25 protein-coding genes are annotated in these 24,938 nt (G+C 71.3%); 13 read left to right on the top strand and 12 right to left on the bottom strand.

The window, feature by feature from the left end; translation table 11 throughout:
* From cobA to KOL93_RS04680, 3 genes are read left to right on the top strand one after another with little or no spacing between them, the layout of a single operon-like run.
* Positions 1–1,254 (top strand): uroporphyrinogen-III C-methyltransferase, encoded by a 1,254-nt coding sequence (gene cobA / locus KOL93_RS04690; RefSeq protein WP_221584170.1) that lies wholly within the window; start codon positions 1–3, stop codon positions 1,252–1,254.
* On the top strand, positions 1,251–2,390 hold the full coding sequence (locus KOL93_RS04685; protein ID WP_221584169.1) for a uroporphyrinogen-III synthase: 1,140 nt from the start codon (positions 1,251–1,253) through the stop codon (positions 2,388–2,390). Before cobA ends, KOL93_RS04685 begins: the two co-directional genes overlap by 4 nt.
* Positions 2,390–3,082, top strand: a complete 693-nt coding sequence (locus KOL93_RS04680) for a sirohydrochlorin chelatase (protein WP_221584168.1) — start codon at positions 2,390–2,392, stop codon at positions 3,080–3,082. The genes KOL93_RS04685 and KOL93_RS04680 overlap by 1 nt, the downstream gene beginning before the upstream one ends.
* A gap of 8 nt (positions 3,083–3,090) precedes the next feature.
* Here the strand turns inward: KOL93_RS04680 and moaA are convergent, their stop codons facing one another.
* The 4 genes from moaA to modA form a co-directional block, all read right to left on the bottom strand.
* Entirely contained in the window at positions 3,091–4,191 is a 1,101-nt protein-coding gene (gene moaA / locus KOL93_RS04675; RefSeq protein WP_374107106.1) for a GTP 3',8-cyclase MoaA, read from the bottom strand.
* A gap of 74 nt (positions 4,192–4,265) precedes the next feature.
* On the bottom strand, positions 4,266–5,447 hold the full coding sequence (locus tag KOL93_RS04670) for a sulfate/molybdate ABC transporter ATP-binding protein (protein WP_221584167.1): 1,182 nt from the start codon (positions 5,445–5,447) through the stop codon (positions 4,266–4,268).
* A complete protein-coding gene (locus KOL93_RS04665) occupies positions 5,444–6,277 on the bottom strand; it encodes an ABC transporter permease (protein WP_374107105.1) in 834 nt (277 codons plus the stop codon). Before KOL93_RS04665 ends, KOL93_RS04670 begins: the two co-directional genes overlap by 4 nt.
* A gap of 22 nt (positions 6,278–6,299) precedes the next feature.
* On the bottom strand, positions 6,300–7,043 hold the full coding sequence (gene modA / locus KOL93_RS04660; RefSeq protein WP_221584166.1) for a molybdate ABC transporter substrate-binding protein: 744 nt from the start codon (positions 7,041–7,043) through the stop codon (positions 6,300–6,302).
* A gap of 41 nt (positions 7,044–7,084) precedes the next feature.
* On the opposite strand from modA, the gene KOL93_RS04655 reads away from it, so the two are divergent.
* The 5 genes from KOL93_RS04655 to KOL93_RS04635 are packed head-to-tail and all read left to right on the top strand — an operon-like array spanning position 7,085 to position 10,407.
* Positions 7,085–8,218, top strand: coding sequence for a ThiF family adenylyltransferase (locus tag KOL93_RS04655; protein WP_221584165.1), 1,134 nt, complete (start codon positions 7,085–7,087; stop codon positions 8,216–8,218).
* Positions 8,215–9,447, top strand: a complete 1,233-nt coding sequence (locus KOL93_RS04650; protein ID WP_221584164.1) for a molybdopterin molybdotransferase MoeA — start codon at positions 8,215–8,217, stop codon at positions 9,445–9,447. Before KOL93_RS04655 ends, KOL93_RS04650 begins: the two co-directional genes overlap by 4 nt.
* A complete protein-coding gene (moaC, locus tag KOL93_RS04645) occupies positions 9,444–9,932 on the top strand; it encodes a cyclic pyranopterin monophosphate synthase MoaC (RefSeq protein ID WP_221584163.1) in 489 nt (162 codons plus the stop codon). The genes KOL93_RS04650 and moaC overlap by 4 nt, the downstream gene beginning before the upstream one ends.
* Complete coding sequence (locus KOL93_RS04640; RefSeq protein ID WP_221584161.1) at positions 9,932–10,177, top strand: DUF6457 domain-containing protein; 246 nt, start codon at positions 9,932–9,934, stop codon at positions 10,175–10,177. The genes moaC and KOL93_RS04640 overlap by 1 nt, the downstream gene beginning before the upstream one ends.
* A complete protein-coding gene (locus KOL93_RS04635) occupies positions 10,174–10,407 on the top strand; it encodes a MoaD/ThiS family protein (protein ID WP_221584513.1) in 234 nt (77 codons plus the stop codon). The genes KOL93_RS04640 and KOL93_RS04635 overlap by 4 nt, the downstream gene beginning before the upstream one ends.
* Positions 10,408–10,442: 35 nt before the next feature.
* Here KOL93_RS04635 and KOL93_RS04630 read toward each other — a convergent pair whose 3' ends face one another.
* From KOL93_RS04630 to trmD, 3 genes are read right to left on the bottom strand one after another with little or no spacing between them, the layout of a single operon-like run.
* A complete protein-coding gene (locus tag KOL93_RS04630) occupies positions 10,443–10,871 on the bottom strand; it encodes a molybdenum cofactor biosynthesis protein MoaE (protein WP_221584160.1) in 429 nt (142 codons plus the stop codon).
* Complete coding sequence (locus KOL93_RS04625; protein ID WP_221584158.1) at positions 10,864–11,337, bottom strand: MogA/MoaB family molybdenum cofactor biosynthesis protein; 474 nt, start codon at positions 11,335–11,337, stop codon at positions 10,864–10,866. The genes KOL93_RS04630 and KOL93_RS04625 overlap by 8 nt, the downstream gene beginning before the upstream one ends.
* A complete protein-coding gene (gene trmD, locus KOL93_RS04620) occupies positions 11,334–12,023 on the bottom strand; it encodes a tRNA (guanosine(37)-N1)-methyltransferase TrmD (RefSeq protein ID WP_221584157.1) in 690 nt (229 codons plus the stop codon). The genes KOL93_RS04625 and trmD overlap by 4 nt, the downstream gene beginning before the upstream one ends.
* 179 nt (positions 12,024–12,202) lie before the next feature.
* On the opposite strand from trmD, the gene KOL93_RS04615 reads away from it, so the two are divergent.
* The 4 genes from KOL93_RS04615 to KOL93_RS04600 all read left to right on the top strand — a co-directional run bounded on the left by KOL93_RS04615 (position 12,203) and on the right by KOL93_RS04600 (position 18,007).
* On the top strand, positions 12,203–13,609 hold the full coding sequence (locus KOL93_RS04615) for an MFS transporter (RefSeq protein ID WP_221584156.1): 1,407 nt from the start codon (positions 12,203–12,205) through the stop codon (positions 13,607–13,609).
* Positions 13,606–15,150 carry an FAD-dependent oxidoreductase gene (locus KOL93_RS04610; protein ID WP_221584155.1) on the top strand — a complete coding sequence of 515 codons (1,545 nt, stop codon included), beginning with the start codon at positions 13,606–13,608 and terminating at the stop codon, positions 15,148–15,150. The genes KOL93_RS04615 and KOL93_RS04610 overlap by 4 nt, the downstream gene beginning before the upstream one ends.
* On the top strand, positions 15,147–17,264 hold the full coding sequence (locus KOL93_RS04605) for a molybdopterin oxidoreductase family protein (RefSeq protein ID WP_308291539.1): 2,118 nt from the start codon (positions 15,147–15,149) through the stop codon (positions 17,262–17,264). Before KOL93_RS04610 ends, KOL93_RS04605 begins: the two co-directional genes overlap by 4 nt.
* A gap of 149 nt (positions 17,265–17,413) precedes the next feature.
* Positions 17,414–18,007 carry a hypothetical protein gene (locus tag KOL93_RS04600; RefSeq protein WP_221584153.1) on the top strand — a complete coding sequence of 198 codons (594 nt, stop codon included), beginning with the start codon at positions 17,414–17,416 and terminating at the stop codon, positions 18,005–18,007.
* Positions 18,008–18,016: 9 nt separating this feature from the next.
* On the opposite strand, the gene KOL93_RS04595 is transcribed toward KOL93_RS04600, so the two are convergent.
* The 3 genes from KOL93_RS04595 to KOL93_RS04585 form a co-directional block, all read right to left on the bottom strand.
* Positions 18,017–18,631, bottom strand: coding sequence for a GNAT family N-acetyltransferase (locus KOL93_RS04595; protein WP_221584150.1), 615 nt, complete (start codon positions 18,629–18,631; stop codon positions 18,017–18,019).
* Positions 18,632–18,645: 14 nt separating this feature from the next.
* Complete coding sequence (locus KOL93_RS04590) at positions 18,646–21,060, bottom strand: DEAD/DEAH box helicase (RefSeq protein WP_221584149.1); 2,415 nt, start codon at positions 21,058–21,060, stop codon at positions 18,646–18,648.
* Between the two features lie 141 nt (positions 21,061–21,201).
* The gene (locus tag KOL93_RS04585) at positions 21,202–22,812 is read right to left on the bottom strand and encodes a flavin monoamine oxidase family protein (protein ID WP_221584147.1); all 1,611 of its coding nucleotides are present in this window, start codon (positions 22,810–22,812) and stop codon (positions 21,202–21,204) included.
* A 303-nt stretch (positions 22,813–23,115) separates the two neighbouring features.
* Here KOL93_RS04585 and KOL93_RS04580 point away from each other — a divergent pair, with 303 nt between their 5' ends.
* Positions 23,116–23,757 (top strand): Rid family hydrolase, encoded by a 642-nt coding sequence (locus KOL93_RS04580; RefSeq protein WP_260405933.1) that lies wholly within the window; start codon positions 23,116–23,118, stop codon positions 23,755–23,757.
* A 66-nt stretch (positions 23,758–23,823) separates the two neighbouring features.
* On the opposite strand, the gene tatC is transcribed toward KOL93_RS04580, so the two are convergent.
* Together tatC and tatA are read right to left on the bottom strand one after the other, a co-directional pair.
* Positions 23,824–24,648 (bottom strand): twin-arginine translocase subunit TatC, encoded by an 825-nt coding sequence (gene tatC / locus KOL93_RS04575; RefSeq protein WP_308291538.1) that lies wholly within the window; start codon positions 24,646–24,648, stop codon positions 23,824–23,826.
* Between the two features lie 6 nt (positions 24,649–24,654).
* The gene (gene tatA / locus KOL93_RS04570) at positions 24,655–24,927 is read right to left on the bottom strand and encodes a twin-arginine translocase TatA/TatE family subunit (RefSeq protein ID WP_221584146.1); all 273 of its coding nucleotides are present in this window, start codon (positions 24,925–24,927) and stop codon (positions 24,655–24,657) included.
* Between the last annotated feature and the right edge of the window lie 11 nt (positions 24,928–24,938).

Raw genomic sequence — 24,938 nt, 5'->3', positions numbered from 1 at the left:
ATGACGACGATGCTCGGTGTCTCGCTCGATGGTCGCGAGGTCGTGCTGGTGGGCGGCGGATCCGTCACCGCGCGGCGCATGCGCCGCTACCTCGCCGAGGGCGCCGCGGTGAACATCGTGGCCCCCGCCCTGGCGCCGGAGGTGGCGCAGCTCGTCGCCGACCACGATCTGCCCTGGCGCGCGCGCCCCGTCGAGGAATCGGACGTCGCCGAGGCGTGGCTCGTCCACACCGCCACGGGCGACGCCGAGGTCGACGCGCAGGTGGTCGCCTGGAGCGAGGCCCGCCGAACGTTCTGCATCAACGCGTCCGACGGCGCGCACGGATCCGCGCGGACGACCGCCGAGACCCGCGCCGGCGATGTCATCGTGGGCGTCACGAGCGATGCGGGCGTGGACCCCCGCCGCACCGCGCGCGTGAACCAGTCGGTGCGTGAGCTGCTCCAGTCGGGCCGCGTGCCGCTGCGCCGCGTGCGCGAGTCCGCGGCGGGACAGGTTGCGCTCGTGGGTGGCGGCCCCGGGCCCGTCGATCTCCTCACCCTTCGCGCGCGTCGCCTGCTCGCCGAGGCAGACGTCGTCGTCGCCGATCGCCTCGGTGCCACCGCCGTGCTCGACGAGCTCGACCCGGACGTCGAGGTGATCCACGTCGGCAAGGCGCCCGGTCACCACCCCGTCCCGCAGGGCGAGATCAATGCGCTGCTCGTCCACCATGCCCAGCGCGGACTGCGCGTCGTGCGGCTGAAGGGCGGCGACCCGTTCGTGTACGGCCGCGGCGGAGAAGAGGTCACGGCCTGCCTCGCGGCCGGCGTTCCCGTCGAGGTCGTGCCCGGGACGACGAGCGCCGTCTCGGTCCCCCAGGCGGCGGGGATCCCCGTCACGCACCGTGGCGTCGCGTCGAGCGTGCACATCATCAACGGCCAGTCCGGCGTCTCGCCTGCGACGCTCGCGTCACTCGAGGATCCGTCCGTCACGACCGTCCTGCTCATGGGGGTCGCGGCGTTCGCCGGCATCGCCCGGGAGGCGCAGGACGCGGGCGTCCCCGGCGACCGTCCCGTCGCGTTCGTCGAGAGCGGGCACACCGAGCGCCAGAGGACGACGCGCACGACCCTCGCGCGTGCGGCGCAGGACGCCCGCGCGGCCGGCGTCCGCAACCCCGCTGTCATCGTCATCGGCGACGTCGCGCGCCCCGATCTCCTGATGCCTGCGCCGTTCTCCCCCGCCGATGCCCTCGTCGATCCCGAGGGCCGCGCCGAATGACGGACGCCGGCACCTCACGCCCGCGCCTGTCGTCCGCGCTCGACGGCTGCACCGTCGTCATCGCCGTCGACCGTCGCGCGGGCGAGCTCACGGCGGCACTCGAACGGCACGGCGCGGCTGTCCGCCAGGCGCCCGCGCTCACGATCGTCCCGCACATCGACGACGCGGCTCTCCTCGACGCGACGCGCGATCTCATCGAGACGCCGCCCGATGTCGTCGTGGCGACGACGGGCGTCGGGTTCCGAGGCTGGATCGAGGCGGCGCACGAGGCGGACCTCGCGGACGAGCTCGCGCAGGCGTTCGCCGGTGCGCAGATCGTCGCACGCGGCCCCAAGGCCCGCGGCGCCATCCAGCAGGCGGGCTTCCAGGCCGACTGGGTCGCCGAGTCGGAGACCGCGCAGGAACTCGGCGAGTTCCTCCTCGCCGAGGGCGTCGCCGGCAAGCGCATCGCGGTGCAGCACCACGGTTCCGGCGCCGACGGGCTCGACGAGATGTTCCGCGCGCACGGCGCCGACGTCGTGAGCATCACGGTCTACCGCTGGGGCCCTCCCGCGGATCCCGACATCGTGCGGCAGTCAGTTCTCGCCACGGCCGCCGGGGAGACCGACGCCGTCCTGTTCACGTCCGCACCCGGCACGAGCGAGTGGCTCGCCGAGGCGGAGCGCGCGGGCGCGCTCGACGACATCCGTCGCCTCGCCGAGCGCGGGCGCGTCGTCATGGCCGCCGTCGGCCCCATCACCGTGCAGCCGCTCGACGATCGCGACATCCCCGCGATCGTCGCCGAGCGCGGGCGTCTCGGATCCCTCGTGCGCGGTGTCGTGACGCACTTCGGCGGCGGAAGCGCGCCCGGCCTCGACACGGTGCGAGGACGCCTCGAGATGCGCAGCGCGGGCGCCGTGCTCGACGGCGTGTTCCGGCCCCTCTCGCGGACGAGCACCGCGGTGCTGAGCGATCTGTTCGACGCCGGCGGCGCCGTCATCGCACGCCGAGAGCTGCAGGTCGCGCTGCCACGTTCGAACCGCAGCACGCACGCGGTCGAGATGGCGATCGCGCGGCTCCGCGAATCGCTCGGCTTCCCCGATCTCATCAAAACGGTCGTCAAGAGGGGGTACCGTCTGAACGTGGAGGACATCTGATGCAACAGCCCACGCTCATCTGCTGCTCACACGGCACCGACTCCCCCGAGGGGCGCGCCGTCATCTCGAAACTCGTCTCGGACGCCGTCGAACTGCTCGATGGGGTTCCGCATCACGAAACGTACGTCGATGTGCAGACGCCTCAGATCGATGAGGTCGTCGATGCCGTCGAAGGCCCCGCCGTGATCGTCCCGATCCTGCTTTCGCCCGGCTTCCACACGGCCGTCGACATCGCGCGCGCCGCCAGCGCGCGCGACGACGTCGTCGCCTCAGGAACGCTCGGCCCTCACCTGAGTCTCGTCGACATCCTCGGCGACCGCGTGCGCGAGATCGGCCTCCGCAGCGACGACCACGTCGTTCTCGCGGCGGCCGGATCCACGCGTCCCGAATCCGCCCAGCGGGTCGAGGAGGTGCGCGAGATGCTCGCGACGCAGTTCGACGCACCGCTCACGGTCGGCTACGCGTACGGCGCCGAGCCGAAGGTCGCCGATGCCGTGCGCGCCGCGCGCGAGGGCGGCGCCGGCCGCGTGATCATCGCCAGCTACGTCCTCGCACCCGGGCACTTCGCCGACATGATCGCGGACTCCGGCGCCGACATCGTCACCGACCCCGTCGGCACCGATCCCCGCGTCGTCGGCGTCATCGCCGAGCGCTATCGCGATGGTCTCGACCTGCTCGATCCCGAGATCTGAGGCCCGTCTCAGCCGCCGATCGCGTTCATGCCGCGATCAGGCTGAAGGAACCCGGGATCGTTGATGGCGTGGCCGGGCAGCTTTCGCCAGATGCAGCCGCGCAGAAGCTGCTCGAGGTCGTCGTCGGTGCCGGAGCCGCGCAGCAGCGGCACGAGGTCGAACTCGCGATTCGAGAACAGGCAGTTGCGCAGCTGCCCGTCGGCGGTGAGCCGCAGGCGATCGCAGGCTCCGCAGAAGGGCGCCGTGACCGACGCGATGACGCCGACGGTGCTGCCGGTGCCCGCGAGACGCCAGGACTCGGCAGGAGCACCCCCGCGGCCGGGGACGGGCTCGAGATCCCACCGCTCCGAGAGCCGCTCGAGGATCTCCTCGCGCGTGACCATGCTCTCGCGCGACCAGGTGTGTCCCGCGTCGAGGGGCATCTGCTCGATGAAGCGCATCTGAGCATCGTTGTCGAGCGCGAACTGGACGAGCTCGACGAGCTCGTCGTCGTTGACGCCCCGCATGGCGACGGCGTTGAACTTGAGAGGACGAAGGCGCGAGGCGGCGGCTGCCTGGATCCCTGCGACGACATCGTGCAGCCGGTCGCGCCGCGTCAGGTCGCGGAAGCGCTCGCGGTCGACGGTGTCGATCGAGATGTTGAGCCGGCCGAGACCCGCGTCGACGAGAGCAGGCAGCACCTTGTCGAGCCCGATCGCATTCGTCGTCATGGCGATCTGCACGGGGCCGTCGGGGGTCTCGAGCGCCGCGAGCCGCTCGACGATCTGCACGATGTCGCGGCGGAGGAGGGGCTCGCCACCGGTCAGCCGGAACGTCGAGATGCCCTGCGCCGCCGCGATCCGCGCGACGCGCTCGATCTCGTCGAGGGTGAGGATGCTCTGCTTCGCGAGCCATTCGTTGCCCTGCTCCGGCATGCAGTACGTGCATCGCAGGGAGCAGCGGTCGGTGAGCGAGACGCGGAGATCGCGGTGCACACGGCCGAAGCGGTCGACGAGCGGGCCGTGGGCCGGCATGTCGGCGGGAGCGGGTTCACGCACGCGCGGATCCGACAGCCCGATCGGCACCGCCGTCACCGCGGAGCCCTCTCGACCTGAATCGACCTCATCCATCCAGACTACGAGACGGCAGGTGATCCGGGCGCCGTCTCGCGCATCTGACGGTCGCGCGAGGACGCCGGCGCCTGTCAGCGGCTCGACGAATCGTCCGCCCGGGACGACGGCACCGGACCCGGCTCGACGACCGGGATCAGCCGCACATGCTCCGGAGCGATCGACACGCGCACGGGATCGCCCGGCGCGATCCCGAGGGCGGCGACCTGGGCGCTCGGGATGTCGACGGCGAGATCGGGCTCCGTCACGTGCACCCGGGCGCCGCCGGGCGCCGGCTCGAGGCGTGCGACGCGTGCGAGCCACTCTCCGGGCGCAGGCTCGCCCTCCGCCTCGTCGCGAGCCGTGTGGAACGCGCCCGTCCACGTGGTCTCCTCAGCCCGCGCGATGCGGGCATCGGCGGGGCGGAACACGGCGACGATGGGCGTGTGGTCCGCGGGCCGGGGGCCGCCCTCGCTGGAGGCGATGCGCACGGGCAGTCCGAACGACTCCCCCGTCCACGCACCGTCGTGGGCCGTCCCGCTCAGGCGATTGAGGCCCGCAGACATCGCGACGAAGCGCGTGGCCGGGCGTGCGAGGACCTCGCGCACGTCGCCCCGCTGCGTCACACGGCCGTCTTCGATGACGACCATGCGGTGCGCGAGCGCCGCGGCATCGAACGCGTCGTGGGTCACGAGGAGCGTCGTCGTGAGGGTGAACGCGAGCTGCTCGTGGAGCAGCCCGCGGATGTCGCTCGCAGTGTCGACGTCGAGCGACGTGAGCGGCTCGTCCAGGAGGAGGAGCCGCGGCGACGTCGCGAGGGCGCGGGCGAGGGCGACGCGCTGCTGCTGCCCACCCGACAGCTCGCGCGGTCGGTGGTCCCCCATGCCCGAGAGCCCCATGCGCCAGAGCCATTCGTCGGCTTCCGCACGCGAGCGGGCGCGGGGCGTGCCGCGCACGCGCAGCCCGAAGCCGACATTGTCTCGGACGTCGAGATGCGGGAACAGCAGCGGCTTCTGCCCCAGCAGCACCACGCCGCGGCGGCGGGGATCCGCGTGGTGCCGCCGCGTGACGCCCTGGTCGCCGATCGCGATCTCGCCGCCCGTGAGCCGCACCTCTCCCGCGAGTGCCTGCAGCAGCGTCGACTTCCCGGCACCGCTGGGGCCCATGACGGCGAGGATCTCGCCGTGCTCGACGTCGAGCTCGACGTCGAGCTCGAAGCGGCGTGAGCGACGCACGACGACGCGGCCGTCGACGGCGGTGCCCGCGTGCCCGCTCATCGGATTCTCCCGGGCCGCCAGCCGCGGACCACGAGCAAGACGACCAGGACCGTCACGAGCAGCAGGAGGGCGAGCGCGACCGCGGAGCCCTGGTCGACGCCGGATCCGTTGAAGGCCGTGTAGATCGCCAGCGGCATCGTCTGCGTCACGCCCGGCGCGTTGCCGGCGAAGAGCGCCGTGGCACCGAATTCGCCGATCGCGCGGGCGAAGCAGAGGATCACACCCGCGACGATGCCGTCGGCCGCGAGCGGCAGCGTGATGCGGCGCAGCGTGGTCCACCGGCTCGCGCCGAGTGCGACCGCGGTGCGCTCGTAGTCGGTCCCGGCCGTGCGCACGGATCCTTCGACGGCGATCACGAGGAACGGCAGCGCGACGAAGATCTGGGCGACGACGACCGCCGCCGTCGTGAAGGGCAGCGCGAGCCCCGCGCTGTCGAGCCAGATGCCGACCGGGCTCGAGCCGCCGTAGAGGAAGAGCAGCGCGACGCCGCCGACCATGGGCGGGAGGACGAGCGGAATCGTCACGACCACCCGCAGCACAGCGGCGAGGACGCGCGGCGCGCGGGCGATCGCGATCGCGAGCGGGATCCCCACGACGGCGCACACCGCCGTGGCGATCGCGGCGGTCGTCACCGAGAGCACGAGTGCGCTGACGGCGTCAGGAGCGGCGATGTCGGCCCACAGGCTCGTCCATTCCACGCGCGCGACGAGAGCGGCGAGCGGGAGGAGCAGAAACAGGAGAGCGAGGACGGCCGGGATGAGGATGAGGCGGGGGAAGACGCTGCGTGCCGGTGCGTCGCGCGACATCGCCATGTTCTCCCCTTTCGTCATGTGTCTGAGACCGCTCCTCACATCATGGCGTGCCGAAGCCCCACTTGGCGAGGGTCTGCTGACCCGGGTCGCTCAGGACGAAGTCGATGAACGCCTCGGCGTCGTCCGCCGATGCCGCGCCAGCCGTCGCGGCGATCGGATAGGAGTTCACGATGTCGTCGAGGCGGGGGTCCTCGACGGCGACGATGCCCTCGGTCGCCAGGACATCGGTGCGGTAGACGAGGCCCGCGTCCGCGATGCTCTCCGCGACCTTCGTCGCGACGGCCGAGACGTTCTGCTCGAGGCTCGCGGCGTCGATCCGCAGCCCCTCCGCCTCGAGAGCTGTCTGGGCCGCCGCGCCGCAGGGGACCTCGGGCGCGCAGAGCACGACGTCGAGGCCCGGATCCGCGAGGTCGTCGAGCGAGGCGACCTCGCTCCTGCCCTCGGGGACGGCGACGACGAGCGAGTTCGTGGCGAAGATCCGGGGCTCCTCGGCATCGTCGGAGATGCGCGCCATCGTGGGCTCGTCGGCGAACGCCGCGACGTCGACGGGCGCGCCCTCCGCGATCTGGGTCGCGAGCGTGCTGGAGCCGTCGTAGACGACGGGCGCGACGAGAATGTCCGGATGGGCGACCTCGAACTCGGCGACGAGCTCATCGAACGCCCCCTGGAGGGACGCCGCGGCCGCGATCCGCAGCCCGCCGCCCGCGGCCCCGGCCTGCGCGCACGATGCAAGTGCGGCGACGCCGAGGAGGGCGGGGACGGCGAGCAGGCGGGAGCGACGCATCTGACCATCTCACCACGCCCCATCGTCAGTAGGCTCGGAGCATGGCCCTCCCCCCGCTGGTCGATCCGGTCGCGCAGCTGACGCCCGCCGAAGCCGCGCGCACGGCACGCCATCACGTGCTGTTCCCGCTCGGAGAAGAGGGACAGCGGCGTCTGCAGGCCGCGCATGTCGCGATCGTCGGAGCCGGGGGGCTCGGCTCTCCCGCGCTGCTCGCGCTGGCGGCCGCCGGCGTCGGCCGGCTCACCGTCATCGACGACGACGATGTCGACGCCTCGAACCTGCAGCGTCAGGTGATGCACCGCACGCGCGACATCGGCCGCGCCAAGGTCGACAGCGCGGTGCGGGCCGGGCACGACCTCGCGCCCGAATGCGACGTCGTCGCCGTGCGCGAGCGTCTCACCGCGGACAACGCCGGCCGCATCCTGCGCGGAGCCGACGTGGTGATCGACGGCTCGGACACCTTCGCCACGCGCGAGATCGTCGATGCCGCGTGCGCCGCGATCGGCGTGCCGCTGGTCTGGGGCGTCGTGCAGGAATTCCACGCGCAGGTGACCGTGTTCTGGGCCGATCCCCCCGCGGGCGCGCCGGCGACGCGTCTGTCCGACCTTCACCCGGCGGGCGCCGTCGGCAACGTGCCCACGTGCGCGGAGGTCGGCGTGCTGGGCGCACTCGTGATGCAGGTCGGCTCCCTCATGGCGACGCAGGCGATCCTGCTGGTCGCGGGCATCGGGGATCCGCTCGTCGGTCGCATCGCCCTCGTCGACGCGCTGCGGTCGACCACCCGGGAGGTGCCGTTTCGCGCCTCGTCGCCCGCGACGCCGCCGCCGATTCCTCGCACCGTGCCCACGGAGGTGACCGACGCGGAGCTGCGCGGCGCCCTGATCCGCACGCTCGTCATCGATGTGCGGGAGCCATCAGAACGGCGTGACGGCGTGATCGCGGGGTCGGTCGCGATTCCCGTCGCGGAGGTACTCGCGGATCCGTCCGCCGCCGCCGCGCGCGTGCGGGACGCGGCGGACGGACGCGACGTCGTGACGGTCTGCGCCGCAGGCGTGCGCTCGGCGCGCGCCACGGCGGCTCTCGCCGGCGCCGGACTGACCTCGCGCAGCCTCACCGGAGGAATGCGCACCTGGTCCGGCGCCGTCGTCGCACCCGACGAGGGCGGGCGCGCATGATGGGCCTGCTCTCGGTCGAGGATCACCTCGCCGACATCCTCGCCCACGTGCGCCACGTCGAGATGCAGCACGCGTCTCCGATCGACGCGGCGGGGCGGACCCTCGCCGCGGACGCGATCGCCGCGCTCGACATCCCCGCGTTCGACAACTCCGCCATGGACGGATTCGCCGTGCGCTTCGCCGACGTCGCGCACGCCGCCCCGGGCGCGCCGGTCGCGCTCACGGTCATCGGCGACGTTCCGGCGGGATCCGTGGCGGCGCTCCCGGTCGCCCCGGCCACGACGCAGCGGATCATGACGGGCGCGCCCGTCCCGCCCGGCGCCGACGCGATCGTCCCCTTCGAGCAGACGGCCGGCGGACTCGCGGACTCCCTCGACACCGCCCTCGTGCGCACGGCGCCGCCGGCGGCCGGCGCCCATGTCCGGCGGCGCGCCGAGGACATCGCGGCCGGAGACATCGTGCTGCGGGCGGGTTCGCTCCTCGGGGCTCTGCAGGTGCCCGCTCTCGTCGCGGCGGGGGTGACGGAGGTCGCCGCCTTCCGCGCCCCGCGCGTCGTCGTCGTGTCGACCGGATCCGAGCTGTCGGCTCCGGGGAGCGTCCCCGCTGAAGGCCAGATCCCCGATTCGAACTCGACGCTCCTCGCGGGCCTCGTGCGCGACGCAGGCGGCGAGGTCGTTCTGCGCACGAGCGTCGGAGATGACCCCGCGGAGCTCACGCGCCTGCTCGCCGATCAGCACGACGTCGACGCCGTCGTCACTTCGGGGGGCGTGAGCGCGGGCGCCTACGAGCCCGTGAAGCAGGCGCTCGAGGGGCGCGTCCGCTTCTCGAAGGTCGCGATGCAGCCCGGCAAGCCGCAGGCGTTCGGCGCGCTCGACACCGGCGCGCTCTTCTTCGGGCTGCCCGGGAATCCCGTGAGCGTCGCCGTGTCCTTCGAGGTCTTCGTGCGCCCCGCCCTCCTCGCGCTGCAGGGCCGCGCGAGCATTCACCGGCCGCTCCTCCGCCTTCCCGCCGCGACCGGCTGGCGCACACCGCCGGACCGTCGGCAGTACGCGCCGATCGTGATCGATCGGACGGATCCGCGCGCGTGGCGCGCGCGGCCGGCGACAGCGGGCGGATCCGGGTCGCACCTCGTCGGCGGCCTCGGCCTCGCGGAGGGATACGCGATCGTGCCGGAGGACGTGGCCGTCGTCGCGACCGGCGACCTCGTCGATGTCATGCTTGTCGTATGAGCTCCCCCGCGTTCACGCATCTCGACGCCGCCGGGCACGCCCGCATGGTCGACGTCACCGCGAAGCAGCCGACCGTGCGGGCCGCCACGGCGCGCGGTTTCGTGCGCGTCGCGCCCGAGACGGTGTCGGCCCTCCACGATCAGACGGTGCCGAAGGGCGACGTCCTCGCCGTCGCCCGCATCGCCGGAATCCAGGCCGCGAAGAAGACCCCCGACCTGCTGCCCCTGGCGCACGTGATCGGCGTGCACGGGGTGACCGTCGACCTCGAGATCACCGACGACGGCATCGAGATCGAGGCGACGGCGCGGACCGCCGACCGCACAGGCGTCGAGATGGAGGCGGTCACGGCCGTCACCGTCGCCGCGCTCACAGTGCTCGACATGGTCAAGGGCATCGACCGCACTGCCCTCATCGAGAACGCGCGCATCGTGCAGAAGACCGGCGGACGCAGCGGTTCCTGGGTCCGGGACGGCGAGCAGATCTGATGGCCGTCCATCTTCCTCCCGAGGCCCTCGACGCATGGACGCGCGCCGCGTGCGACGAGCTCGACCTCGACCCCGACGACATCGACATCGCCGCCGTCCTCGACCTCGCGCGCGACGTCGCCCACGGCGTCGCCCGCCCCGCGGCTCCCCTCACGGCCTACCTGGCGGGCCTCGCGGCCGGTCGGAACGGCGACGCCGCCGCGCTCGACAAGGCCGTCGCTCTCGCGAAGCGGTGGGAGTCCTGATGCGCGTGCGCTTTTTCGCCGCGGCTGAGGAGGCGGCGGGCACGGCCGAAGAGCAGCGCGAGGAGACGCGCCTCGACGCCCTGCGCGACGCGCTCGTCGCCGATCATCCGGCTCTCACGGGGATCCTCCCCCGCTGCGCCGTCCTCGTCGACGGCACACGGCATGACGACGACGTCGAGCTTCTCTCCGGCGCGACAGTGGACATCCTCCCGCCCTTCGCCGGCGGGTGACGCGGCTGCCTCACTCCCGCCGCACGCCCGCGGTGTCAGCCCCCGATCCCCTTCCAGGCGCTGGTGCCGTCGGCCTCGATCTGTCTCTTCCAGACCGGAAGCTCGCGTTTGATGTCCTCGATGACCTCACGGCAGGCATCGAAGGCCTCGGCTCGATGCGCCGAGGCGACGGCGATGACGACGGCGGTGTCGCCGACCGCGAGGCGGCCGATGCGGTGGCTCACGGCGACGAGGGACCCCGTGCGCTGGGCGGCGCGCGCCGCGATCTCGCCGAGGATCCGCTCGGCATCGGGGTGCGACGTGTACTCGAGCGCGGCGACCGTGCCGGAGGCGTCGGGATCGTGATCGCGCACACGGCCGACGAAGCTCGCCTCGGCGCCCATGCGCGGGTCGTCGACGGCCCTCAGGTGGTCGACGAGACAGATCGGATCCGCGCGGAGAGCCGCGAGCCGAACCTCACCCATGGTCGTTGCCCTCCAGCTGTCCGAGAGCGTGGTCGGCGACGCGCAGGATCACGGGGATGCCGCTCGCGACGGCCTTCGGCGATCCCGGCAGGTTGACGACGAGCGCTGTGCCCGCGACGCCGGCGAGCCCGCGCGACAGCATGCCGCCCGACGCCTCCTGCGCGCCGATGCGGCGCAGCTCCTCGGCGATCCCCGGCACCTCGCGGTCGAGCACCGGCCTCGTCCCCTCGGGGGTCTGGTCGCGCGGGGAGATCCCCGTCCCGCCCGTCGTGACGACGAGCCGGGCGCCCGCATCCAGCGCGGAGCGAAGCGCCCGCCTCACGCTGTCGGCGCCGTCAGGAACGATCGTCGCGTCGCACGAGAAGCCCGCCTCCCGCAGCGCCGCGACGGCGGCAGGACCCGCGAGGTCTTCGCGTTCGCCGGCCGCGGATCGGTCGCTGACCGTGATGACCGTCGCGCGCGTCACAGGTCCGACTCCTCGAGGAGATCGGGACGGCGCTCGCGCGTGCGCTCGAGCGCCTGCTCGCGGCGCCACTCGGCGATCCGGCCGTGGTGACCGCTCAGCAGGACGTCGGGGACGTCGTGCCCGCGCCACGACGCGGGCTTCGTGTAGATCGGATACTCGAGCATGCCCAGTTCGTGGGATTCCTCGACGAGGCTCTCGGGATTGCCGACGACGCCGGGGATGAGCCGGCCCGCGGCCTCGATCATCGCCATCGAGGCGACCTCGCCCCCGTTGAGGACGTAGTCGCCGATGCTCACGAATCGCACGCGGCCGCGCGCAGCGTAATGGTCGAGCACGCGCTGGTCGATTCCTTCGTACCGGCCGCAGGCGAAGACGAGCTGCGACTCGTCGGCGAACTCGCGAGCCGTCGTCTGCGTGAACACCTCGCCCGAGGGCGTCGGCACGACGAGCAGCGCGTCGTCGCCGAGGATCGCGTCGAGCGCCTCGCCCCACGGCTCGGGCTTCATCACCATCCCGGCGCCGCCGCCGTAGGGGGTGTCGTCGACCGTGCGGTGACGATCGTGCGTCCACTCCCGGAGGTCGTGGACACGCAGGTCGAGCACGCCCTTCTCTCTCGCCCTGCCGATAAGCGACACATCGAGCACGTCGAAGAACATCGGGAAGATCGTGACGATGTCGATGCGCATCCCCCGATTCTACGGGGCGGATCCGCGTGTTTCCGCGACGTTTCCCTGCTCTCCTCGGCACCACGCTGATCCCGTGAAGGAAAGGTGACGCACTCGACACCGCCGTGGCGGGCGGCCCGAAACACCCCTCTCATAGCGTCGACCTCGCACGGGACGAGAATTCGATCTGGAGGGACGCCATGGCCACGCCGCTGAGCACCGCGAGCACCACCCCGCACAGCACCGCCGAGTCGCCGTCGACGCTGGTCTTCCGGCGCGGTCGCTGGATCGACGGCTGGAACGCCGAGGATCCCCGCCAGTGGGAGTCGGAAGGCCGCGCGATCGCGCAGCGCAACCTCCGGTGGTCGATCTTCGCCGAGTTCCTCGGCTTCGTCGTCTGGCAGCTGTGGAGCATCGTCGTCGTGATGCTCCCGGCCGCCGGCTTCGACATCACCTCGACGCAGCAGTTCTGGCTCATCTCGGTCGCGAGCCTCGTCGGCGCGACGCTGCGCTTCCCCTATACATTCATGGTCGCGAGGTTCGGCGGCCGCAACTGGACGATCATCTCGGCCGGTCTGCTGCTGATCCCCGCCATCGGGCTCGGGGTCGTCGTGCAGAACCCTGACACCCCGTACGCCGTCCTCGTGGTCGTCGCGGCGCTCGGTGGCCTCGGCGGCGGCAATTTCGCCAGCTCGATGGCCAACATCACCTTCTTCTTCCCGCAGAGGGAGAAGGGGTACGCCCTCGGTCTCAACGCGGCGGGCGGCAATCTCGGCGCCGCCGTCGCGCAGCTTCTCGTGCCGATCGTCGTCACCCTCGGCGCCGCCGGCACGCTCAACCTGCATCTCGCGGGCTTCATCTGGGTGCCGTTCATCCTGCTCGCCATGTGGGGCGCGTGGAAGTTCATGGACAACCTCTCCACGGCCAGGAGCGACGTCGCGGGCGCCGCCGCGGCGCTGCGCGAACCGCACCTCTGGATCATGGCGCTGCTCTACATCGGCACGTTCGGGTCGTTCATCGGGTTCGCGGGCGTGTTCCCCAAGCTCATCGCGGATCAGTTCCCCGAGTTCTCGACGTTCTCGATCGGCGCCGCATCGATGACGCTCGCATTCCTCGGCGCGCTCGTCGGCTCCCTGGCGCGGCCGTACGGCGGCAGGCTCGCCGATCGCGTGGGCGGAGCGCGGATGACCGTGGTGTCGTTCGCCGTGATGATCGCGGCGACCCTGGCTCTCGTCCTCACCCTGCCGCTGGCGAACTTCTGGGTCTTCCTCGGCTGCTTCCTCGTGCTGTTCTGCGCGACGGGCATCGGCAACGGTGCCACCTACCGGATGATCCCGTCGATCTTCGCGGCGCGCGGCGCCGCGAAGGCCGGGGAGGACAACGCCGTCTCGACGCAGCGCCAGGGCGCCGCGGCACTCGGCATCATCTCAGCGCTCGGTGCCTATGGCGGCTTCGTGATCCCACAGGTGCTCAACGCATCGCAGCAGGCGACGAGCACGTACGACGCGGCGTTCTGGGGCTTCATCGCGTTCTACGTCGTGCTCGCCGTGCTCACCGCGGTCGTGTACATGATCCCCCGCCGGTCGCTCGCCGGACGGATCGTATGACGACGAGGATCGTGCTCCTCGGCTTCGGGCCCGTGGGCGTGCGCTTCGCCGAGGAGATCCTGCCCGCCGTCGAGCGCGGTCAGGTCGACCTCACGATCGTCGGCGCGGAGCGCCACGAGCCCTACAACCGGATCATGATCGCCGAGTTCGCCGCCGGCGAGATCGAGCGAGACACGCTGCAGATCGCCGACACCCGCGACGTCGTTGCGGGTGGCGCCCGCGTCATCCGCGGCCGGCGGGCGGACGCCATCGACCGCGAGGCCCGCGAGGTCGTCCTCTCGGACGGAGAGCGGATCCGCTACGACCGCGTCGTCCTCGCCACGGGCGCGCGGGCGAACGTCCCGCCGCTCGACGGTCTCGAGACGACGGGCGACGACGCGGCCGGCGTCGACTCCGTCCTGACAGACGGCGTGTGCGCGATGCGCTCGCTCGAGGACGCGGAACGGGTGGCGGATGTCGTCGCGGCGGGCGGGCGCGTCGTCGTCCTCGGCGCGGGCGTCCTCGGTCTCGAGCTCGCGCTGCTCCTGGCCGCCGCGGGTGCGATCCCGCAGCTGGCGCACTTCGGCCCCGCCCCGATGCCGCGCCACCTCGACCGCGGTGCCGCGCACGTGCTCGTCGACCAGCTCACCCGCGCGGGGGTCGGCGTCGTCCCGCACACGCGCGCCGAGGCGATCGTGGCCCACGAGGTCGATGGTCGTCGCACCTTCCGTGCGCTCGTCTCGGGCGACGGCAAGCGCATCGAGGGCGATCTGCTCGTACTGTCCTGCGGCGTGCAGGCGCGCGCCGAGCTCGCGACGGACGCGGGGCTGCGCACCGCGCGCGGAGTCCTCGTCGACGATCGTCTGCGCTCCTGGACGGATCCGACGATCCACGCGATCGGCGACGTCGCCCACGTTGCGGATCCCGCCGTGCATCGCCACGATCGCGAGGTCCCCGGCGGTCCGAGCGGACTCGTCGGGCCCGGGTGGCGGCAGGCTGAGTGGCTCGCGCAGGCGATCCTCGCCGAGCTCGACGGAGAGGATCCAGCGCCATATGAGGAGGACGTGCCCGGCATCGTCCTCATGAAAGCCGGACAGGTCGACCTCGTCACGGCCGGCGACGCGCAGGCGGATCCCTTCGCGCCCGTCCCCGCGGGCGAGCGCGCCCCCGAGGTGGCGATGTGGGCTGACCCGCAGCACGGCACCTACGTGAAGATGGCGACGACCGACGGCGTGCTCGATGGCTTCGTCGCCGTCGGCATGCCGCGCGCGGCCGCGGAGCTGAGCGTGCTCTACCAGCGTCGCGGTGAGCTGCCGAGCGACCGATCCCTCCTGCTGCGGCTCGACGCCGCGGGCGAGCAGACGCCGCGCGCCGAGGGCCGCGCGGCCACGGTCTGCCTGTGCAATGCGGTGACTGCGGGACCCATCGAGGACGCCGTCGCCCAGCACGGATGCGCGACCGTCGAGGACGTCGGCCGCCGCACGCGCGCGGGGACCGGGTGCGGCGGCTGCCGATCGCGCATCGCAGAGATGCTGCGGAATCTCGAGGCGGCGCCCGCGTGACGATCGCCGACGCTCCAGCCCGCCCGACCGACACGCACTGCCCGTACTGCGCGCTGCAGTGCGCCATGACGCTCTCGCCGACGCCCGACGAGCGCCTGCCCGTCGAGGTCGCCGGCCGCGAGTTCCCCACGAATCGCGGCGGGCTCTGCAAGAAGGGGTGGACTTCGGCGGAGCTGCTCGCCCGCACCGACCGCCTCGTCTCCCCCCTCATGAGGCGACCGGACGGATCCTTCGCCGAGGCGACGTGGGCCGAGGCGCTCGATCGGATCGCACGCGAGGCTCTGCGGATCCAGACCGAGAGCGGCCGCGACGCCATCGGCGTGTTCGGCGGGGGCGGGCTCACGAACGAGAAGTCGTACCAGCTCGGCAAGTTCGCGCGTATCGCGCTCGGAACCAGCCGCATCGACTACAACGGGCGGTTCTGCATGTCGTCGGCCGCCGCCGCGGCGAACCGCGCGTTCGGGCTCGACAGGGGGCTGCCGTTCCCGCTCAGCGACGTCGGCACCGCCGATGTCGTCCTCGTCCTGGGCTCGAACATGGGCGACACGATGCCACCGTTCGTGCGGCACCTGCAGGGCGCCCGCGCGCGCGGCGGGCTCCTCGTCGTGGACCCGCGCCGCTCGACGACCGCCCGCCTGACGGACGACGGCGCGGGCCTCCACGTGCAGCCCGCCCCCGGAACCGATCTCGCGCTGCTGCTCGGCATCGCGCACGTCGTCCTCGCCGAGGGGCTGCACGACGGCGCCTACCTCGACGATCGCACCGTCGGATTCGCCGCCCTGTCGCGCTCCGTGCAGCAGTGGTGGCCCGCCCGCACCGAATCGGTCACGGGAGTTCCCGCCGCCGTCATCCGCGACATCGCGCACCGCCTGGCCGCGGCGGGGTCGGCGTACATTCTGACCGGCCGCGGCGTGGAACAGCACGCCGACGGCACCGACACGGCGACGGCCGCCATCAATCTCGCGCTCCTGCTCGGCCTCGTCGGGCGGGAAGGCAGCGGATACGGCACCCTCACGGGGCAGGGCAACGGTCAGGGCGGCCGAGAGCACGGCCAGAAATCGGACCAGCTGCCGGGATACCGCAAGATCACGGATCCGGCCGCCCGCGCCCACGTCGCAGGAATCTGGGGCGTCGAACCCGCTTCTCTTCCCGGCCCCGGCGTCCCCGCCGTGCAGCTGCTGCAGTCATGCGGCACGGACGGCGGCGTGCGCATGCTGCTCGTGCACGGGTCCAACGTCGTCGTCTCGGCACCCGACGTCTCGCGGGTGCGGGCGTCGCTCGGCGCACTGGACCTGCTCGTGGTGAGCGACTTCTTCCTCTCCGAGACGGCGGCGATGGCCGACATCGTGCTGCCCGTCCTGCAGTGGGCCGAGGAGGAGGGCACGATGACGAACCTCGAGGGCCGCGTGATCCGGCGCCGCAAGGCCGTGGAGCCGCCCGCGGGTCCGCGCAGCGAGCTCTGGATCCTGCGCGAGCTCGCGCGCCGTCTCGATGCCCCGGGAACCTGGTCGCTGGATCCCGCCGAGGTGTTCGATGAACTCGCGCGCGCGTCTGCCGGTGGGCTCAGCGACTACTCCGGGCTCTCGCACGACCTGCTCGACACGGGGGTCGCGGCGCACTGGCCGTTCCCGCAGGGATCCGCCGGCACGCCGCATCTGTTCCGCGAGCGCTTCGCGCACGCGGACGGGCGGGCACGCCTCGTCGCGGTGCGGGCGCGCGAGCCCGAGCGCCCGCGCGGGGCCGAGCTGAGCCTGATCACCGGCCGACTCCTCGAGCACTATCAGTCGGGCACGCAGACGCGGCGCGTCGACGACCTCCACGCGACGAGCCCCGAGCTCACGGCCCAGCTGCACCCCGTGACAGCTCGCGACCGCGGGATCGCGGAAGGACAGCGTGTGCGCCTGTCGAACGGGCGCGGATCCGTCGAGGCGACGGCGCGCGTGAACGCCGACATCCGCCCCGACACCGTGTTCCTGCCGTTCCACTACGCGGGGGCCGAGAGCGCGAATCTGCTCACGAGCGCGAAGACCGACCCCCACAGCGCGATGCCCGAGTTCAAGAACGCGGTGGTGACGGTCGAGGCGGCCCCGGGCCCGCACGACGACCGACGATAGCGATGCCCACCGAAGGACGGGACGACAACGGACGGTAGCGGACGACACAATGGTGGGAGGGATCAGCGGCTCCTCCCGCCGGATCGTCGTTCGCCGGTTCGGTCATCGCCCCCCGACGAACATCGGACGACGCGCACTAGGCTGACCGCATGGATCTGGGCGCCCTGTTCGCACCCGCTGTCGTCGGAGCCGTCATCGGCGTCGCCGCGCTCGTCGCGGGCGGCATCGGGGTCGGCGTGCTCGTCGCCCGCGCCCGCCGCACGGGCGACGAGATCTCCCCCGGTCAGATCCCGCCGGCCGTCGCGGACGTGCTGGGCCGTCTCGACGTGCTGCGCGGTGTCTATCTCGCGCGCGAGCGCTACCCGGTCGCGGCCCGCACGGCGCGCTCCATCCGTGACGTCACCCGCGGCGTCGGCGACCTGTTCCAGCGGCTTTCCTCCTCCGGTGAGGACCTCGCCCGCGCTGAGCACGAGTACGTCCCGGCGCTCGGCAGACTCGCGACGGCACTCGACCGCGGCTATCTCCTCGCGATGATCGAGACGCCCGAACTCTGGGACGACCGCGACCGCCGCATCGCCGAGGTCGAACAGGCGCTGGACGACGTCGCGCACCGGGCCTCGGAAGACGCGACAGACCTCACGATGCGCCGCGCGATCCGCGCCGAGACCTCGCTGGACAGCCTGAGTGCGCGCACCGAGCTGCGCGCGTGGGACCGCGACTTCCGCGACGCCGCAGGTGAGTGATCGGCGTCCTCAGGTGACGTCGGTGACGCGCCGAACGTCGCCCGGTCGAAGGGACATCGAGACGTACTCGGAGAACCCGGCCCTCTTCGCGAACCGCACCCGGCGCGTCTCCGACACCTTGAAACCCAGCTTCTCGTAGAGCCCGAGAGCCACCGCATTCGTGTTCTTGATCTCGCGGAGCACGAACTCCTCGCCGGGGAGCGCGATGAGGTGGCGCACCAGCGCGGTCGCCACACCCCGGCCCTGGAACCGCGGAGCCGTGGTGACGAACCCGATCTCCACGAGCCCTGGTCGCGCGTCCGGGTGCGCGCCCAGGAACTGGCTGCGGACGACGAGAGCGCTGATGACGCCGCGCACGGGGCCTAGCAGCCGCCGGATCGTTCGGGGGTCGGGGTCGAAGCACTCCTCCTCCCCGACCGTGACCGACGCGATCGCGGCCGCCTCCCCCTCGACGAGCGCGACGAAGAAGCGCTCCGGAATCACCATGTGCTCGAAGGCGTCCGCGAGCCTGCCGGGATCCTTCGAGAAGAAGGAGAAGTCCTCGGAGAACCCGCGGACGAGCACGTCCACGATCATGCGTCGGCCGGCAGGCCCGAGCTGATCCCCGCGCACGATGTCGATCATCCGGTCCCCGTCCCTCACACCCCGGTGTAGGCGACGATGCCCCGGCGGACGGCGTCGAGGGCCCGGCGGGCGGTGCGGGCGAGATCGCCGTCGGCCACGCGCGAGATCTGGTCGAGCAGATCGATCGTCTGCTTCGCCCAGCGCACGAAGTCGCCCGCCGCCATGTCGGCGGCGCCGAGCACGCGATCGAGCAGCTGCCCGCGCGACCACATGTGCATGGCCTCCGCCAGGCCGGGCGAGACGGGCGCCGTTCCCGGCAGTCGGTGCGCCTCCTCGAGATCGTCGAGCTCGGCCCAGAGACGCTCCGTCTGGTCGAGCGCATCGACGAACGCGCCCCGAGGGATCCGGTCCTCACCGCCCTGCTCGCCGCGGCGGGGCTCGTACACGAGCGAGCAGGCGAGGGCCGCGAGCGACGGGACATCGAGCTTGTCCCACAGCCCGCGACGGAGAGCCTCGGCGACGAGGAGGTCGCGGTCGCCGTAGATCCGCTTCATCGTGCGTCCGGTATCGGTCAGCTCGGCCGACGCACCGTCGACGCGCACGTAGTCGAGCTCGACGAGCACGTCGACGATGCGGTCGAACTGACGGGCGACGGTCCCCGTGCGGCTCTCGATCTGCTTGCGCAGCTTGTCGTTCTGCCGCTTGAGCTTGTAGTACCGCTCGCCCCATCGGGCGTGCTTCTCGCGGTCCTCGCAGCGGTGGCACTCGTGCCGCTGCATGCGGCGCTTGAGGCTCGCCATCTTCTGGCGCCGCTGCTCCTCGCGCGCTTTCGACGCCGAGTGGTCCTTGCGCGCCTTCTTCTCGAGGTCGCTCAGCTCACGCCGGATGCCGGCGTACTCGGAGAAGTCGCCCTTGTGGCACTGCATCGCCTTCAGGTACCCCTCGAGCGACTCCTCGGCACCACGCACCTCGCGCGCGAGCCCGACGACCGCACGGTCGGCCTGGAACTGCGCGAACGACGACTCGAGAATCTCGCGCGCCCGCCGCCGACCGAACTGATCGATGAGGTTGACCGCCATGTTGTATGTCGGGCGGAACGACGAGTTGAGCGGATACGTGCGACGCGAGGCGAGCGACGCGACCGCGTGCGGATCGAGTCCGTCCGTCCAGTGCACGACGGCGTGCCCCTCGACGTCGATCCCCCGACGACCGGCGCGCCCCGTGAGCTGCGTGTACTCTCCCGATGTGATGGGCACGCGCGCCTCGCCGTTGAACTTCTCGAGCTTCTCGAGCACGACGGTGCGCGCGGGCATGTTGATTCCGAGGGCGAGCGTCTCCGTCGCGAAGACGACCTTCACGAGCTTCCTCTGGAACAGCTCTTCGACGACTTCCTTGAAAGCCGGGAGCATGCCGGCGTGGTGGGCGGCGATCCCCCGCTCGAGGTTGTCCGACCATTCGAAGAACCCCAGCACGCCGAGGTCCTCGTCCTGCAGCGCCGCTGTGCGCTGCCGCACGATGTCGCGGATCTCGGAGCGCTCCTCCGAGGAAGTGAGCCGGATCCCCGCCCGCCGCGCCTGGAGGACCGCCTGGTCGCAGCCGACTCGACTGAAGATGAAGAAGATCGCCGGAAGCAGATTCTGCCGGTCGAGCAGCTCGATCGCCTGCGCCCGGTCGAGACGCCCTCCACCGTGGGGAGGGCGCTGGTGACGCGGCCTGCCGCGTCCGCGGTGACCTCCCCCTCCGCTCGGCAGAGCGCGCCCGAGCCGCAGGAGGTCGCGATTCACCTCCGCCGCCGCGGCACCCCTGCTCTCGTCGAACAGCGGCAGCAGGTCGCCCCGCGCGAGCACGTGCTGCTCGAGCGGCACGGGACGGATCTCGGAGACGACGACCTCCGTGCCACCGCGCACGGTCCCGAGCCAGTCGCCGAACTCCTCGGCGTTCGACACCGTGGCCGAGAGCGCCACGAGCCGCACGCTCTCGGGGAGATGGATGATGACCTCCTCCCATACGGCGCCGCGGAACCGATCGGCGAGGTAGTGCACCTCGTCCATGATCACGTACCGCAGCCCGTCGAGCGCGCTCGATCCCGCGTAGATCATGTTGCGCAGCACCTCGGTCGTCATGACCACGACACGTGCATGGGCGTTGATGTTCGTGTCGCCCGTCAGCAGGCCCACCTCGTCCGCGCCGTAGACGTCCTGCAGCTCGCGGAACTTCTGATTCGACAGCGCCTTCATGGGCGTCGTGTAGAACGCCTTGTCCCCCGCGGAGCGCATCGCGAGATGGATCGCGAACTCTCCCACGATCGTCTTGCCCGCGCCCGTCGGCGCCGCGACGAGCACGCTCGATCCGTCTTCGAGCGCGCGGCACCCCGCGATCTGGAACGCGTCGAGGTCGAATCGCTGGTCGTCCGCGAATGCCATCGTGATGGGATGCTCGCGGTTGTCTCGCGCCTCGGAATACCGTTCGGCGGGTGTGGCGGAGGTCATGGGTCCATCCCACCACTTCGCGTGCGGAGGGGCGAGGTGCCGCGCGGCACCCCGCCCCTCGTCAGACCGCATTCATCCCGATGACGCCGGTGCCGCAGGACCGCGCGACGCTCTCCCTCCCGGCGTCGCCGACGAGGATCGTCAGCTCGCCATGACCTGCGCGTGAAGCGCCTGCACCGCGTAGCGCGCCGACCAGAAGGCCCCGTGCTGCCAGGCCGAGATCTCCGACATCCAGTCGCCCGCGAAGAACACCCTGCCCTCACCGGCCTGGAGCTGCGTGAATCCCGACGACGACGTGTCGGGGAACGCCCACGCGCCCTCGACATAGGGCACTTTGTCCCACGAGATCGAGAACGAGCTCTCGAGCTCGGTCGCGTACTTCTCGCCGTGAATCTTCACGCCCTGTGAGACGGCGCGCGCCTGACGCTGCGCCGGGCTCATGGCGCCGTACGAACGGGCGTTCCCACCCGTGTTGTAGTAGCCGACGACGAGGCCCTTCTTCTCGCCGTAGCCATACGACGGGTACCAGATGTGAGCGAGGTCCATATCGGTCTCGGTGATGCCGCCGAAGATGCGGTGGTCGTCCTCCCAGAAGCGGGACCGGTACTGCAGCCCGATCTTGCCGGCCGGCGACCCGATCGAGAATTCGCCGAGCGCGGCGTCGATCTCGGGACTCCAGTTGGTGTCCCACCGGCGCATGAGCTGGGCCGGCGCCGAGACGATGGCGTAGTCGGCCTCGATCCGCTTCGCGGGGCCGTGGGCGCGCTGGTACGTGACCGCAACGCCCGAGGAGGTGTTCTCGACGCCGGTGACCGGCGAGTTGTATCTCACGTTGTTCTTGCCGATGGCTCTCACGAAGTGGTCGCAGATGGCGTCCATGCCGCCCGTGGGCTGGAACATCAGCATCGACTGCTCCCAGTTGACCTCGAACGGGAAGTACATCCCCATGCGCGACCCGAAGACCTCCGACATGGACGCGGGTCCCGTCAGCGGAGTTCCGTGCTCGTTCCAGGCCGAGGGGTACTCGGAGAAGCCGCGGTTGTTCCCACCCGTGTAGGTGCCGTCGGCCTGAAGCGCCCCCCAGCTGCGAAGGAAGTCGCGCAGGTGGTCCTTGTCCGCGGTCGTGAGCTTCTGATCGAGCGCGCCCTGATCGGTGGCATAGCTCAGCAGCTCCGAGGTGTATCCGAACCAGTCGGCTTTCGCGGTGCGGTACCGGGTCGGCGCGCCCGGCCGGGATCCGGCCTTCTCGTTATAGAGATACGCGTCGGCGTTGGCGTTCGTGAACACCTCGTAGGGCACACCGAGCTCGCGGAGGTAGTCCATCGTGACCATCCACTGCGCAATGCGACCGGCCCCGCAGTTCATGTAGATGCCGTCGTCGAAACGCGCCGTCTGCGTGACCCCGTCGCTGTCGGTCTCGCTGTCGCCGCCACGCACCGTCAGCGTGCGCCCGCCCGGGCGATGCCGCGCCTCGAGCACGGTGACGTCGTAGCCCGCCTTCTGCAGCTCGTACGCCGACGCCAGACCCGCGGGCCCTGCCCCGACGATGACGACCGTCTTGCGTCCGCGACCGGTCAGGGAGAAGTCGCTGCCGGACGGAGGCGTCCAGTCACCGGACGTCGGCTGAGCGGCCGCAGCCGGCGCGAGCCCCATCGCCCCCATCGTGGCGAACAGGACACCAGCACTGGATCCGGCGCCGACGGCATGCAGGAAGTTGCGGCGCGAGACGCCGGCGGATTTCTCGGTGACCATGTGACTGAACCTCTCGGGCGGACTCTCCGGGAGCGCTCCCCCGATGACGGATCTGGGTCCGTCCGCTCCACGTCCGAGCAGGCTATGAAGGTCGCATCACGCCGATGATTCGCCTCGGTGTCGACCGGCGTCATGATCCATGACGGGCGTGTGACGAAAACGGCGACGTGTGTCGATCACGTGACATGTGTCTCCGTCGACTCCTCCCGACACGATCGTGAAATCTCGGGGTGGGAGCCTCCACACGCCGCTCGGAGGATCCGGCGGCCCGGCCACCGCCGGAGAACCACGCAAGGAGTCCCCATGAAGATGAGAACCCGCACGAGGGTCGCTCTCGCCGTCGCCGCAACCGCCGCCGTCGCCGTTCCGAGCACCGCATTCGCCTCGGGCGTCTTCACGCCGAAGCCGACCGAAGCGCACTCGTTCGTCTCAGGCGATGAGGCCCTTCTCGCGGACGGCGTCGCGATCGGCAAGAACGCCGCCTGGTACAAGTCCTCCGGTCTCGGGCCTGCCGCGATGAACGACGATCCTGACGCGACGGCCGAAGAGCGCTTCATCCCGACAGACGTGTTCCCCGGCGGCAAGCTCCCCGAGGGAGTGACGCTGACCGAGGCACAGGCGATCGGCACGCTGAATCGCATCGGCGACAACCTCGAACGGGCGGGTCTCTCCTACGAGGACGTCATCTCGATGCGGGTCTTCCTGCAGAACCCCGAGGGCGCGGAGAAGATGGACTACTCCGGCTTCAATCGCGCGTACCGCCAGTTCTTCGCGAACACGAACCGCTCGACCGGCGACTCTCTCGAGGTGCTCCTCGGATCCACCCCGACCGAGCCGATGGTGTCGAACGACGTACGTCCCTCACGATTCGCGCTCGAGATCGAGAATCTGCCGGTCGACGGCTGGCTCGTGGAGATCGAGGTCGACGCGGTCTACCCCGGCTGACGCACGGCAGTGCGAAAGAGGAGCCCGAGCCTGATGCTCGGGCTCCTCTTTCGCACCGCCCCAGGCTCAGTCGTACTCGATGAAGAGCTCGGGGGCGCGCTTCTTCTTCCGCCAGTCGAACAGCAGGCACAGCAGCGCCGCGAGCATGTAGAGCACGAAGAGGACCGCCGACACGATGACGAACGTGAGCATGTCGGCGGGCGGCGAGGCGAACATCCCGAACACCAGGCAGAGCACGACGACCCAGCGCCAGGCCCTCATGATCTGCTTCGCGCGGATCACGTCGGCGAGATTCAACGCGACGACGAAGACGGGCGAGACGAAGCCGATTCCGATGATCGTCATCGTGCGGAAGACGAAGTTGTAGTACTCGGTCGCGGTGAACATCTGGGCCGCGTTCTCGACGCTCTCGGGGAAGAACGACGCCATGATCGTGATGATGTTCGGCAGCAGGAACAGCGAGAGCGTCACACCGCCGAAGAACAGCGGGATCGCCGCGCCCATGAAGCCGAGCGCGTACCAGAACTCGCGCCGGGTCAGGCCCGGTGTGATGAAGCGCCAGATCTGCCACAGCCAGACGGGGGCAGACAGGATGAGGCCTGCGACGAACGAGATGCGCACGCGCATATCGAATGGGCCGGTGACGGTCGTGAAGGTGAGCTTCGTGAAGGTGTCGTCGTTGAGCTTCTCCGCGACGCGCTCGATCGGGTACGTGAGCCACTCGATGATCCACGTCGTTGCGAAGGCCGCGATGATCATGCCCACCGCGAGCCCGATCACCGCGAACGTCAGGCGTCGACGGAGCTCCTTGAGGTGCCCCGCCAGCGTCATGCGGCGGTCACCCAGCGGCTCGCCGCCCCGGTCTCCCTCGCTCGTGAGGGGTCGTGCCACGACCGGCTACGGCTTGACGTCGGACGAAGACGACGACGAGTCGTTCGACGACGGCGATGCGGAGGGCGTCGTCGACGGTGCGTCCGTCGTGGCGTCCGTCGACTCGGCCGTGCTGTCTGCCTTGCCCTCGTCCTTCATCTGCTTGATCTCGCCCTTGAACTCACGCGCGGAGCGTCCCAGGCTCTTCGCCAGCGCTGGCAGGCGCGAGGCGCCGAAGATGAGCAGGACGATGGCGAGGATCAGGAGGATCTGCCAGATACCGGCGTTCCCGAAAGGCATAAGTTCTCCAA

It is taken from the genome of Microbacterium salitolerans (assembly GCF_019720895.1).
Lineage (GTDB): Bacteria > Actinomycetota > Actinomycetes > Actinomycetales > Microbacteriaceae > Microbacterium.
This window is presented reverse-complemented; position numbering and strand designations above follow the sequence as displayed.